General features: G+C 37.3%; 12 protein-coding genes. 4 read left to right on the top strand and 8 right to left on the bottom strand.

The features are described from left to right. Positions 1–16 precede the first annotated feature (16 nt). Positions 17–1477: a peptide MFS transporter gene (locus OC457_RS18570; protein WP_080173907.1), complete on the bottom strand. Its 1461-nt coding sequence runs from the start codon at positions 1475–1477 to the stop codon at positions 17–19. Positions 1478–1862: 385 nt separating this feature from the next. Further along, positions 1863–2459: a tRNA (pseudouridine(54)-N(1))-methyltransferase TrmY gene (gene trmY, locus OC457_RS18565; RefSeq protein WP_080173908.1), complete on the bottom strand. Its 597-nt coding sequence runs from the start codon at positions 2457–2459 to the stop codon at positions 1863–1865. A gap of 168 nt (positions 2460–2627) precedes the next feature. Between trmY and OC457_RS18560 the strand changes: the two genes are divergently transcribed. After that, positions 2628–3026: a thiol-disulfide oxidoreductase DCC family protein gene (locus OC457_RS18560; RefSeq protein ID WP_080173909.1), complete on the top strand. Its 399-nt coding sequence runs from the start codon at positions 2628–2630 to the stop codon at positions 3024–3026. Here OC457_RS18560 and OC457_RS18555 read toward each other — a convergent pair. Beyond that, on the bottom strand, positions 3023–3154 hold the full coding sequence (locus tag OC457_RS18555) for a DUF2256 domain-containing protein (protein ID WP_080173910.1): 132 nt from the start codon (positions 3152–3154) through the stop codon (positions 3023–3025). The genes OC457_RS18560 and OC457_RS18555 overlap by 4 nt on opposite strands. A 367-nt stretch (positions 3155–3521) precedes the next feature. Here OC457_RS18555 and pepT point away from each other — a divergent pair, with 367 nt between their 5' ends. Beyond that, entirely contained in the window at positions 3522–4763 is a 1242-nt protein-coding gene (gene pepT / locus OC457_RS18550) for a peptidase T (RefSeq protein WP_080173911.1), read from the top strand. Between the two features lie 164 nt (positions 4764–4927). Here pepT and OC457_RS18545 read toward each other — a convergent pair whose 3' ends face one another. Continuing rightward, on the bottom strand, positions 4928–6184 hold the full coding sequence (locus tag OC457_RS18545) for an adenylosuccinate synthase (RefSeq protein WP_080173912.1): 1257 nt from the start codon (positions 6182–6184) through the stop codon (positions 4928–4930). Positions 6185–6358: 174 nt separating this feature from the next. On the opposite strand from OC457_RS18545, the gene OC457_RS18540 reads away from it, so the two are divergent. Further along, a complete protein-coding gene (locus OC457_RS18540) occupies positions 6359–7264 on the top strand; it encodes a LysR family transcriptional regulator (RefSeq protein ID WP_080173913.1) in 906 nt (301 codons plus the stop codon). 87 nt (positions 7265–7351) lie between these two features. On the opposite strand, the gene OC457_RS18535 is transcribed toward OC457_RS18540, so the two are convergent. From OC457_RS18535 to OC457_RS18520, 4 genes are all read right to left on the bottom strand, one after another. Further along, a complete protein-coding gene (locus tag OC457_RS18535) occupies positions 7352–7792 on the bottom strand; it encodes a copper resistance protein NlpE (RefSeq protein ID WP_080173914.1) in 441 nt (146 codons plus the stop codon). A 95-nt stretch (positions 7793–7887) separates the two neighbouring features. Beyond that, positions 7888–8454, bottom strand: a complete 567-nt coding sequence (locus OC457_RS18530; protein ID WP_080173915.1) for a hypothetical protein — start codon at positions 8452–8454, stop codon at positions 7888–7890. Between the two features lie 246 nt (positions 8455–8700). After that, positions 8701–10614 carry a hypothetical protein gene (locus OC457_RS18525; protein WP_080173916.1) on the bottom strand — a complete coding sequence of 638 codons (1914 nt, stop codon included), beginning with the start codon at positions 10612–10614 and terminating at the stop codon, positions 8701–8703. Positions 10615–10643: 29 nt separating this feature from the next. Next, positions 10644–11528 carry a LysR family transcriptional regulator gene (locus tag OC457_RS18520; protein ID WP_080173917.1) on the bottom strand — a complete coding sequence of 295 codons (885 nt, stop codon included), beginning with the start codon at positions 11526–11528 and terminating at the stop codon, positions 10644–10646. A 103-nt stretch (positions 11529–11631) separates the two neighbouring features. On the opposite strand from OC457_RS18520, the gene OC457_RS18515 reads away from it, so the two are divergent. Further along, positions 11632–12999: an MATE family efflux transporter gene (locus OC457_RS18515; RefSeq protein WP_080173918.1), complete on the top strand. Its 1368-nt coding sequence runs from the start codon at positions 11632–11634 to the stop codon at positions 12997–12999. The last annotated feature ends 148 nt before the right edge of the window (positions 13000–13147 follow it).

Genomic DNA, 13147 nt, shown 5'->3' with positions numbered 1-13147 from the left:
TTTCTAACAATAGACCTTATTCGTATTCAGGTTCATTACGCGTTTTGAAATTTACGAGTAAACCCAACACAAAGACCACAACGGTTACAATAAAGATCGATTGGAACACATGGTGATACTGAGCAGCAGATGCAATCAAATCAGCAGCATTAGTTGCTTGCGTACCTGTTGATGTTAATTCGGCAATATTAGCGGCTAAGTAGTTAGCAACTGAGCCCCCCATTAGCATATAAATACCCGCGACGGTACCCGTTGCACCTTGAGGGTTCATACGTGTGATTGCAGATAGCGCTACGGGATCAATAAATAGCTCGGCAATACCAATTAAGAATAAACCAATAAACAACCATAGGAATGTTGTATGACCGCTAGCCATCGCTAATTTAGACGATAAAGCAATTAAACTAAAACCAGCAGTAAGCAGGAATAAACCCATATTCAGCTTAGTTAACGTACGTACAGATATTTGACGCGATGCCAACACTTTCCATAACCAAGCGACAGCAATACCACCAACAATAACTGCAACAGGGTTTACTGATTGGAAAAATGCGGTAGGAATATGATAGCCAAAGATATCGGTATCAATATTACGTTCAATAAACAAGCTAATAGAGCTACCACCTTGTTGATCAAATGCCCAAAACACCATACCAAATAGCATAAAGTAAATTATTGCATTTAATTTCTTACGATCTTCTGTATTACTCTTACGGTATAAACGAAACATCTGTAATGCAGAGAAAGCTAAGATAACAGCAAGAATATAACCAGCGAGCAAATCTTGTAATACAAACACTAAGCCAACGGCACAGACGATCACACCCAAAATGATCAGTTGCCAGTGACTAAAACCTGCAGTCTTTTGACGAAGTGCTGGTAAATTTACTTTTTGAACATGCGCAAAGTGTTTACGACCAGTACTAAAGATAATTAAACCGATTAGCATACCGATACCTGCAAGTGCAAAACCTACGTTCCAGCCCCAACGACTCGCAGCGTAACCACAGAATATCGGAGCTAATGCTGAACCAACATTACCGCCAATATAGGAAATAGAAAAACCAGATTCACGTGCTTCTTCATGGTCTTTATATAACTCACCCAATAAACAGCTTGAGTTAGTTTTAAAAAAACCATAACCACAAATAATCAATGCTAATGCCGCATAAAGTATCGTGTTGTCGTGACTAGGAATACTCAATACAGCATGCCCAGCAACCATTAGTGAACCACCAATAATCACTGACCAATAATTACCTAAATAGCGGTCAGCTAAGTAACCACCAAGAATAGGGGTCACATAAACTAATGACGTATAAGCACCATAAAGAGCATAGGCATGGTCATCAGACATTAAAAGTTTTTGCGTTAAAAAGAGAATTAATAACGACCGCATGCCGTAATAACTAAAGAATTCCCACATCTGTATTGCTATGAGGTGAAAAAGCCCTTTAGGCTGAGAGGATAATTGCATATTATTTCCTAATAAAGGGGCCATATAGGCTAACGGTAATAATTGTTATTTGATTTGAAATACCGTTGGTATTTAATACTGAAAATACACTGAACATCTACAAGCTCAAGCTTAATCTTGCTCCATATTTAGTATCTTAATTTTCATATAAATAAAACGAACATTATTGGCTATAAAAAAATGGCAAACGATTATATGCCATTTTGCGATATTATCTACTTATAGTTACATTATTGCAACCAAGATCACATAAAAAATCATATAAAACCAACCATGCGCATAATTATTCACTTTTAGTGCAATAAAAAAAGCCGCCAAATAATCTGTTGAAACATCAACAGTCATTTAACGGCTTTTATTTATTACCAACTAATAACAATAAAAATTATAGCGTTAGATCCAACTCATTATGTATTAATACGATACATTGCGAAGCGAATAACATTTTTGGCCCTAAGCTAATTTTTTCTGCACCTAAACGTTTTAAGCTATTAAAGCTTTTTTTCGGCATTGGCATATGATCGGTCAGTAAAAAACAAGGATTTGCGGCAAGTTCGATATCTCGAACAAAGTCACCCTTTTTATCAAGCATGTATAATTGATAATCTTCTGCAAGTTCACCAACTAACTTCTCAAAGCTGATAGTGCGAACACAAATACCAGGTTCGACATTACGCAATTGTTCTTTATTCATACCAATGGATTTATCTAACGCATGCGCTATTTTATCCAACCAAGCTTGCTCATGAAATCCAGATAAATTAGTGATCTCATTTGAATTGAAACTGATCGTGCGAGAAAAGTCTTGAGTACTTTCAAGAACTAAATGCACCATAATATCTTCACGATGTGATTGCGCTACAAAAATAGCATTCATTAAAACGTGAGCCAAAATCTCAGTGTGAGCATCTTGTCCAACGGATGCTAATAACATCTTACTGTCTGTTGGAGCAGAACGGGCTCGTAATACGAAAGCGCGCATAATCAATATCCTAGCTGTTTAAATTTTTCTCGTTAATCATCATAATAGAAAATTAACGATAGATTGCCGTTATTATCCTAGGTTTTACAGTCGATGTAACCTTAAATGATAAAATCAGCAAAAGAATACTGATTAGTCGCTATTATTAATAGATATTAGGAGGATCTTATGAAATTAATCATATTCTATGACAGCAGTTGTCCACTTTGTATTGCCGAAATGCGCCAACTACAAACACACAATAATCATCAACAACTTTCATTTGAAGATATTCTTGCCGCTGATTTTAATCAACGTTTTCCCTATATAAATATTACTGACGCATCAACAATATTACATGGGTTATATTTTCCTGATCCTCAACAATCACCACAATTATTACTTGGGCTAGATGTTACTTATCTTGCTTGGAAATCAATAGGAAAGAAAAAATGGTTAGCATTATTACGCTGGCCTATCATTCGTTTTTTTGCCGATAAATGTTATCTGTTTTTTGCCCGTAATCGCTACAAAATTTCTTATTTATTTACCGGAAAATCACGCTGCAAAAATTGTAAGATAGATTAGTGTCGCTGTCTGCGACAACGCTCAGAGCAATATTTAACGTCATTCCAGCATCGTTGCCATTTTTTTCGCCATGAAAAAGGACGTCCGCACACGACACAAATTTTTTGTGGTAACGCTGATTTCTTCATAAAAAACCACTATTTTAATTTTTTCAGCATATCGCGCAAGCAGTGAAAAGTTACATTATTGAGTGTAATTGATCTTATCGTTAGTTGAAAATATTCATCATGATGCATCAAATTATAATGCGTAATACAAACACGTAATATTGTTATCTCACGTACTTTGACAGCAAGAAAAACATTGATGGTTTGTCATACTCTCTTTAAATGCGACTTCATTAGCCGTTCACGATTAAGATCCTACTAAGCTCACAAAACACCGTAATCATCATATTAATTCTCTTGTTAATAACAATAAATAATGGAATATTCACCCTCATTATGAGTGCTTAGAAACACCACTCTCAATAATGTCTTCTTCAGGATGAATATAATGAATATTGTTGATCGTTTTATAAATTACACGCGCATTAATACCACCACTAATCGTGAAAATGGTGCTGCTGGTATTATGCCTTCATCGTTAGGACAAATGGAATTAGCGACACTATTAGCTGCTGAACTCACTCAACTCGGTTTACAAAATATTGTCTTACGTGAAAGTGCTATTTTAACGGCAACCTTACCGAGCAATAGTTCAAAAACGATCCCTACAGTGGCTTTTTTTGGTCATTTAGACACCAGCGCAGAACAAAGTAATGATACCCATGCCCACATCGTTAATTACACTGGCGGTGATATTATTCTTAATTCCGCATTAAATATCGTTCTCAAACAAGCTGAATTTCCAGAGCTAAACCAATATCAAAATCAAGATATTATTGTCACTGACGGCACCAGTTTATTGGGCGCAGATGATAAAGCTGCTATTGCTGCCATTATGCACGCATTGACGGTACTTATTGATAATCCTGATATTGAGCATGGCGACGTTAAGATCGCATTTGTTCCAGACGAAGAGCAAGGCTTACGGGGAGCAAAAGCCTTTGATGTTGAGGCTTTTGGTGCAGACTTTGGGTATACCTTAGATTGTTGTGGTATTGGTGAATTTGTTGATGAAAACTGGAATGCGGGTGATGTTGTCGTCACATTTACAGGTCAATCAGCTCACCCGATGTCAGCAAAGGGTAAACTTAAAAACTCACTGTTAATGGCACACAAATTTATTGCGATGCTGCCAGCAGGAGAGGCCCCTGAATATACTGATGGTCGTGAAGGTTATTATTGGGTCAAAGATCTAAGCGGTAACAGTGCTAAAACCGTATTAAAAATGGATGTAAGAGATTTCACACAACAAGGTTATCAGCAACGAATGCAATTTTTGGCCACCTTAGCCGAAAATTGCCAAGCGTTATGGGGCAAGGCTGCGGTTTCTATCACTCTTGCAGATCGTTATCAAAATGTAGCAAATAGCTTACAAGGTGATGCCAGTTTTCCGATTGCAATCGCCAAACAAGCTTATGCTCGTAATGATATTGAAATGAAAACAACCCCGATGCGTGGTGGTTATGATGGTGCGGTGTTATCTCAAAAAGGTTTACCTTGCCCGAATATTTTTACCGGTGCGCATAACTTCCACTCTATCTATGAATATTTACCTGTGCCGTCATTACAAGCAGCAAGCAATGTTGTGGTTGATGTGATCCGTATAACTGCTGAGCAGTATGGAAGGTGAAGACGAGGTTTCGAGGTTTCGAGGTTAATAACGTACCTTCTAATTATAAGTACACTGCTTATATTGATTGATTGTTTGTACTTACGTTATATATAAATAGACAAATAAAAAAATGGGCGAGTTACTGAGTAACTCGCCCATTATAATTTTTAATTACGCTACGATTAACGTAGGATCATTTGCTCGCGCTCAGGACCTACAGATACCATTTTAACTGGCACACCCATTAGTTCTTCAATACGAAGTACATACTGTTGTGCACCTTCTGGTAATTCTTCAAACTTACGGCAACCCGTAATGTCTTCATCCCAGCCCATCATTTGCTCATATACTGCTGTTAGAGATGCAGTTTGTGGCCAAATTGGGTTTTCAGTGTGATCGCCATCGTAAGCAACACAGATTTTAAGATCTTTCATACCGCTTAGGCAGTCAATCTTAGTTAATGCGATTTCTGTTGCTGCTTGTAATTCAATACCATTACGTGTTGCAACTGCATCAAAGTAGCCCATATCACGTGGACGACCCGTTGTTGCACCGAACTCTTTTGCATCTTCACGGAACTGGTCTTGATCTTCCATTGCAGTGATCAATGTACCTGTACCTACTGAAGAGCTGAATGATTTAGCAACAGCAATAACACGCTCAGGGTGAAGAGCAGGTAAACCACTACCGATACCAGCATAAGCTGCAGTTACGTTAGATGATGTAGTCCATGGGTATTCACCGTAAACTAAGTCACGGCCAGCACCTAGTTGTGCTTCAAACAATAATGTTTTGTCTTCTTTTTGTAGCGCTTTTAGTGGCTCAGTAACGTTACAAATGCTGTCACGCCAAGGTTGAGACACTTCAAGTAGCCACTCTGTCATTTCTTCAGCCGTTTGCGTAAATTCCATTGAAGGATATAACGCTTTAAGCTGTGGCAATTTCCAATCCATCATGAATTGAATACGCTCAAGTAGTACTGCAGGCTGCTTTAACCAACCAACAAGAATACCTTTCTTCATTACACGGTCGCCATATGCAGGTGCGATACCTTGACGTGTTGAACCGTAAGCACCGTCACCTAGACGTTGTTCTTCTAGTGTATCTTCTAGTGCGTGTAATGGTAGACATAGTGTTGCACGATCAGAGATGCAAAGTTTAACTTCAACACCTGATGTTGCTACTTCTTCGATTTCTAGGCTTAGTTTTTCTGGGCTGATCACCATACCAGGGCCTAAAACAGCGATACAATCGGGGTTAAATACGCCGCTTGGTAATTGGTGTAGTTTAAAAGTACCAAAATCGTTAACAACAGTATGACCTGCGTTATTACCACCTTGGAAACGAATACTTGCTGAAGCTTGGTCTGCTAAATAATCAACAATACGACCTTTACCTTCATCACCCCAGTTAGCACCAACAACAACAATAGACGACATAATTAACTCTCCTCAAAAGTGATGACTCTATCCTATGCTCAATAACCCAATAAAAATAATTAATAATCGTTATTAACTTGATAAGAATCTCTTATATGCCGTACATTACTTATTGTCTTTATTCAGATAATATGGCACCTAGTAATAACATTGAAACCAATATAGAAGGTAAAAATGATAGATTTGCATTGGCTTAATACATTTGTTGCACTTTCTAAACATCAACATTTTGGTAAAACAGCAACCTCGCTTCATATGACTCAACCAAATGTTAGTCTTCATATAAAACAATTAGAGCAGACCACGCGCGTCAAATTAATTGAAAGGAATCCATTTCGCTTAACACAAGCGGGAGAACGACTACTAAAAAGTGCCGAAAACACATTAATGGAATTACAAATTTGCCAAGCAGATCTTAATGCGATTAATGAACTAAACCAAGGCACCCTGACTATTGCAGCCAGTGATATTATTTCTCGGTTATTACTTATTAGCCCTTTTCAAGCATTTAAAAAAGAATATCCCGGTATCGATTTATCGCTTTTTAATACTACCTCATCACAAGCAACAGAATTGGTAAAAAGTGCTAAAGCGGATTTAGGTTTTGTTATTGCCCAAAAAGAAAGTCAACCATTACACTTTATGGAATTACGCCAAGTTAAATGGTGTGCGCTCGGTAATGGATTAGAACGTTGGCAACAATTGTCGCATGATCCTGATGCAGTCATTGAACCTCAATCTCTTGCAGCAGAAGAGCCGACACTCATCTTATTAGGCCATGATACACGTACTCGAGAATTGATTGATTTAGCGTTACCAAGCCTTCAATTAGCAAAATATCATGTAATGGAAGTGGGCAGTGTTGATGCTCAAATTGATTGGGCTGAAGCAGGATTTGGGGTCGCTATTGTACCGAGTTTTTCATTACATTCTAAATTACATCTACAAACCACTATTACACCGTTACCACATTTTCCAACCACCAGCCTTGGCTATATAGTGCGTCAAAATCAAGTATTATCACGTGCGATTAAACAATTATTACGCTGGGTGGATGATGAGATTCAACGCTCACAATAATTAGTCTGTTATTAGCCATATAAAGTCGTTAGAACATACCCTGATATCTATTTCCAATAAAGAGGCATCAGGGCATTTTCTTATTACTTAATCGTCATCATTTTGCTTAAGCGTATAAGCATCCGCTAAATCGCCAGTGATACGCTGACCATTTTTATCAAGTCGGAAAATACGATGCTCACCAACAAAATATTTCACTGATTGGTTACTGGTAAGATTCAATGTAATGGTGTCACCACGATCATTCCACTTAAAGTTACCTTTATTAACGAATGGCTTCGTGTCTTTACCTTGGTAGGTTTCATTTAAAACAAACGTACCGTCTTTATTTAACGTTAAGCTCGTCTCAATACCAGAACAATCACCACAAGGCTGAATACCATTATATTCACCCATCCAATCTAATGAATTTCTTGCATTATGCACGTCAGCCTGTTCAGTTGCAGAAACATCTGTGCTATTTTTTGCTTGATCACAACCTGCTAACGCAAGTACAACCATCGCGGCTAATAAATATTTTTTTTTCACCGTAAACTCCTTGTGAAAAAAAGAATAACCGAGCACTCTATTAGTAATGCTCGGCTTCTTAATGTACGTATCAATATTATTATTTATTCTATTGATTAATTTGTTAAATCAGTGACTTTTTTCTCAGCTGAATCAACAGATTTATTCATCATATCAGCAGCATCATTTATGGCTGATTTTGTTTTATCAATAGCTGTATCTTTTACTTCTGTTGCATTATCAGCAGCATCAGTTGCTGCATTTTCCATCGCATCTTTGGTATTATCTGCTACTTTTTTCGATGCATCAATCGCGTTAGTCGTTGCATCTTCTGCGCTATTTTTTAGCTCAGATGTTTTATCTTCAATCACATGCGTAGAGTCAGATACGGCTTGTTTAGAATCAGCCATCGCCTCATCAGAGCTACCCACTACGTCATTTTTCATTTCTTTCGCTTTATTAACAGCATCGTTAACTGTATTTTTCACTGTATCAGCAGAATCATTTACCGCTTTCTTTGTTGAATCAAGCATTGTATCTGTTGTGGAAGCAGCATCATCTTTGACTTGTGTCGTGGTTGCTTTTACTGAAGCCGCAGATTCTTTTGCCGAATCATGACTTGCTTGGTCACAACCCACAAGCACTAAACCTGCAATAGCGATAGCAATAATACTTTTTTTCATATCAACTCCTGTAAAATCCAACTTAAAATATAACCTTAACAGTATCTACGATTTATATGAAAAACATATCCAGTTAACGTCATGTCAAAGTCAATAATAGGTCATTTTCTTTGGTTATGCGGTATTAAATCTGTTTTATTTATAAAAATACAATCCTAAATACGATAAATTATATTTATATTTTTTAACAAATATCATCATCTAATAACATCTTATATCAACAATAAAAACACTGCCGTTTTATAATTAAGAAACTTTTGCAGGAAAATTAATCACCGTACCTTCAGCGGTTAATATATCTATAATCAAAGGTGCTCCATGCTGATCAAGAAATAATTCACCAATCGCACTTTGATTAATTAACCGATGATGACCCGCAATATCAGGATCCCGTTTTTCAATTAGTAACCGCTTACGTTTAGTTAACCAGTTAAGAGGTGAATGAGGGCTATAAAGGCACCGATCCATTACATCACAAAAACGCAACAATCGATTTGGAAATTCATTTTTCAACCCGCTACAGGTTATTTGAAATATTTTAAACTGCCCTTTCAAATTACGAAGCGTAATATCATAAGCAAATGAATAATGAACATCACCCGATAATATTATAAATGTCGTGGGTGTTTTAGTATGAGTAAAAATACTTAATAACGTATTTGCAGAGCCAGGATGTGCCATCCAATTTTCAGCATCTACCACTAAAGGCTGCCCTAATAGCGTCATCATTCGTTGTAAAGTTTCAATAAATTTCACCCCAAAAATAGGGGCTGCAGAAACAATAATCACCGCAGGCTCATGTAATAATTCTTGCTGCAATTCAACCAATGCTTCCCAATCCATTAACCCAGATGGTCGATTGGCACGAGATTCTGAACGCCAGCGACGAGTACGCGTATCTAACACGACAATTTTAGGCACCGTTGCAATGGTATAATGCCAATCTTCAAAACGGTAGAAATACGCTGCCAGCGTATCGTGTTTCTCAGTGGTCGGTTGCTCAAAAAACGTTCGCGCGAGGGCTAAACAAGCTGGCGTGAATTTTTCAGGTGCATTTCCCCAACCTTGACATAACCAATAGCTAATTAAAGCATTACCAATAATACGACGTGAAAATAGATTATTATAAGCCGCTGTTTCCCAACGTCTATTTAGCTGAAAGTCATCTGTAATATCATGATCATCAAAAATCATGTAGGTTGGAATATGCGCCATTAAACGACGAACATTATCAAGCCCTGCGACAAAGTCATCAATAATAGGTACTTCATGTTGCCATGTTTGCTGCCATTTAAGTGATACAGCAACCCCTGCATTACAGTACCCATTACGAACAAAACGGTCACGATCAACAAATTTCCACAATGTTGGTGACCATACCAATAAATACATTGCAAAAAATTCACTGAAACTAATTAAATGATTTTCACATTCTCGCGAACTAAAAATCGGCTGAGTTGTTGTAGGTAAATAATGCCGCCACCCACTTTCATTATTAATATAGTGTGGCAGTAATTTATCACGGCCGTAAAGCTTATGCGGATGTTGATATAAAGCTGTCGTATCTGCAATTTTTGCTTGTTCAAAGCTTTCATCAGGTAAGCCTAATAATACCGTTATTTGTTCAATTGCATCCAGCATTGGTCCCGCAACATGATCCGCATAAATTTGATCGCCACTCATCATTAATAAACTAGGGCGTTCCATCGCAGCTAACGTACTCACTTTATGATCAGCGGCAACTAAACTGTCTTTACTTGGATAATGCGGATTACGGCATGAACCATGTAATACGTAATCAGCCCGTTGTTGAATAACAACCTGTAATCGAGATTCATCGCCATACAATAAATTAGGAACTAATTCAGTTAATAAGCCTTCAGCCGTCGTTATTTGGTACTCCAAAGGAATATTCTGTGGAAAATCACCCTTAAAATGTGCAAGTACGACCCATGCCTGCTTGCCAATTTGAATTTGATGAGAAGAGTCAAATTTTGCCTCATAAAAAGGCGTTTCACTTGTACCTATGAAAACACTGAAATCAGCTTCAAATTGACGGGTTGTAACTAACCATAATGTTAATTCTTTAGCGGTTGCTTTACGTAAAATAGGCCCCGCTATAATTAATGGTAGAGGATCTCTTGCCACCATATTTTTCATTTTTTCTACCGTCTCTAAATCAGAAGTTGCTAGTTGTGTTGTGCAAACATTGTTTTAAGTTCTTGATACATCCAACGTAATACTGGGCCATTGCCTTGATCACGGCGCTTTACCAATCCCATATCTATCCAAGGTGAGGTGGGAATATTTTCAATGGATAACCTTACAACGCCATCTTTAAAAATTGAATAATTAAATACATGATCAGGCACAAATGCCCATCCCATATTTCTCAATACAAATGCTGTGATCGAATAATAACTATCAATGTGCCAATAGTTAGCTGAAAGTGCATCAGTATGGTAATACCCCATTCGATCACAAATTAACAATTGGCGATATTGACTTAGTTGCTGCATTGTTGGTGCTGATATTTTTGCTAATGGGTGGTTTTTCGCAACAATTAATGATGAATTAAATTCACAAATAGGAGTGAATTCCAAACTATTTGGTAATGTCTTACTAAAAAACAAAATCCCCAAATCTGCAGTTAAGTCATTAACTTGACTTGCAATATCATCTTTTGAACCACTAATAATCGTCAATTTTAATAATGGGAAAGTAACCGAAACTCGTTCAAAAAACTCTTCAAATACAGTCGTCGGTGTCGCTTCATCCATTGCAATCGTCAATGATACTTCTTCGCCTTTCGTCAACGTCAAGGCACGAGATTGTAAACGATCGCACTGAGCTAACACCACTTTTGCTTCTTCATACATTTGCTCCCCCGCAGGGGTTAACACCGGTAAACGCGCACTACGATCAAACAAATCAAACCCTAAATCCGCCTCAAGATTACTGATTGCAGTACTGATACGCGATTGTGCCTTACCTATTCGTCGAGCTGCACCTGAAAAAGAGCCTTGCTCTACTGAAATAACAAACGCATTAAGCTGATCTAATGTCCAATCCATCACTACTAAACCATCCGAAAATAAGATAGATATTATCTTTGAACAATCTAATAAACAAGGATAATACCGCTACTAATATGCGACTAATATAATGAGAATCCTGATGTCATTAACCCACTCTCCACCGCCAACACTCACTATTAACCAAAATTTTTGGCGTTATGCTATCCCCTCAATTGCTGCAATGTTAGTCACAGGGTTATATCAAATTGTTGATGGTATTTTTGTTGGCCATTATGTGGGTTATCAAGGATTAGCGGCGATCAATATGGCGTGGCCAATTACCTATTTATTGTCAGGTTTAGGATTGATGATCGGTATTGGTAGCGGAACACTGATTTCTATCGCCAGAGGAGAAAATAATGCACAGCATGCACAACGCGCACTGGATCATGCTGTATTATTAATTGCTGTCATCAGTGTTATTGCATTCGCGTTATTTGTACATTTTGGTGAAACATTATTAACCATTCAAGGTGCTAACCACACTATAAAAGCATTAGCATTCCAATATGTACAAAGTTTTGGATGGGCAGCCTTTATTACTATTTTTGCTGGTGCCATGCCAATGCTTATTCGTAATGATGATAGCCCTAAAATAGCAACTGGCTTATTAATTGCGGGAGCATTAACCAATATTGTATTAGATTATCTCTTTATTGGAGTTTTTAAGTGGCAATTACAAGGTGCAGCCATTGCAACCATTATTGCGCAAAGTATTACTGTTGTAGGAGGGATTATCTATTTTTATTCTTCATATTCGCCACTTCGCATCCATTTTATAATCAAAAACATTCAATTTAAGCATTGCTGGAAAATCGTTAGTCTTGGTTCATCCGTTCTAATCATGTACCTCTATGCAAGCTTTGTTGTGGCATTACATAATTATCAATTTATGCAATATGGTACTGAACTCACGGTAGGTGCATTTGCCATTGTCGGCTATATGATGACTTTGTATTATCTTGTTGCTGAAGGTATTGCTGAAGGCATGCAACCGCCAGTCAGTTATTACTACGGGGCAAAACAACCAATCAACATAAAAAAAACAACATATTTAGCAATTAAAATCACAATTATTGCAGGTATTACCTGGTTTTCATTGTTGTATAGTTTTCCACGTACATTAATTGGACTATTTAATAGTAGTCATTCCGCCTTAACTTCAGAAGCTATTGCAGGCATTCAACTTCACTTATTTGCAATGTTTTTAGATGGCTTAATTGTTCTTGCAACCGTGTATTTTATGGCTGTTAACAAAGCCGGCAAAGCGTTAGCTATTTCGGTCAGTAATATGTTAGTTCAACTACCTTTCCTATACTTTTTGCCACAATGGTTAGGTGTAAAAGGTGTTTGGCTATCAATGCCATTATCGACAATCTTATTAAGCTTAATAGTTATGCCCCTTCTATGGTCTGATATTCATCAACGCTGTAGACCAAATATTGATAGCTTAGTCAGTAGTCATTAATCCACAATCAATCATTTAGATAACAACTAGAATTGTTGAGTTATTTAACAATTCTAGTTATTTTACAATGTAAATCACCTCAAAAATTTAAGAGCCTTTCTTTTCAAAAAGCGAAGCAAAATGGGTATTAAGATCTATTCTTACTAGA

Origin of the sequence: Photobacterium toruni (assembly GCF_024529955.1) — a bacterium.
Taxonomy (GTDB): Bacteria; Pseudomonadota; Gammaproteobacteria; order Enterobacterales; family Vibrionaceae; genus Photobacterium; species Photobacterium toruni.
Note: the sequence above shows the minus strand (reverse complement) of the source record. Positions and strands in the feature narration are given on the sequence as shown.

Bases quoted from the DNA above. Each gene is read 5' to 3' on its own strand.
- OC457_RS18570 (WP_080173907.1), bottom strand. From the start codon at position 1,477: ATGCAATTATCCTCTCAGCCTAAAGGGCTTTTTCACCTCATAGCAATA.
- trmY (WP_080173908.1), bottom strand. From the start codon at position 2,459: ATGCGCGCTTTCGTATTACGAGCCCGTTCTGCTCCAACAGACAGTAAG.
- OC457_RS18560 (WP_080173909.1), top strand. From the start codon at position 2,628: ATGAAATTAATCATATTCTATGACAGCAGTTGTCCACTTTGTATTGCC.
- OC457_RS18555 (WP_080173910.1), bottom strand. From the start codon at position 3,154: ATGAAGAAATCAGCGTTACCACAAAAAATTTGTGTCGTGTGCGGACGT.
- pepT (WP_080173911.1), top strand. From the start codon at position 3,522: ATGAATATTGTTGATCGTTTTATAAATTACACGCGCATTAATACCACC.
- OC457_RS18545 (WP_080173912.1), bottom strand. From the start codon at position 6,184: ATGTCGTCTATTGTTGTTGTTGGTGCTAACTGGGGTGATGAAGGTAAA.
- OC457_RS18540 (WP_080173913.1), top strand. From the start codon at position 6,359: ATGATAGATTTGCATTGGCTTAATACATTTGTTGCACTTTCTAAACAT.
- OC457_RS18530 (WP_080173915.1), bottom strand. From the start codon at position 8,454: ATGAAAAAAAGTATTATTGCTATCGCTATTGCAGGTTTAGTGCTTGTG.
- OC457_RS18525 (WP_080173916.1), bottom strand. From the start codon at position 10,614: ATGAAAAATATGGTGGCAAGAGATCCTCTACCATTAATTATAGCGGGG.
- OC457_RS18520 (WP_080173917.1), bottom strand. From the start codon at position 11,528: ATGGATTGGACATTAGATCAGCTTAATGCGTTTGTTATTTCAGTAGAG.
- OC457_RS18515 (WP_080173918.1), top strand. From the start codon at position 11,632: ATGTCATTAACCCACTCTCCACCGCCAACACTCACTATTAACCAAAAT.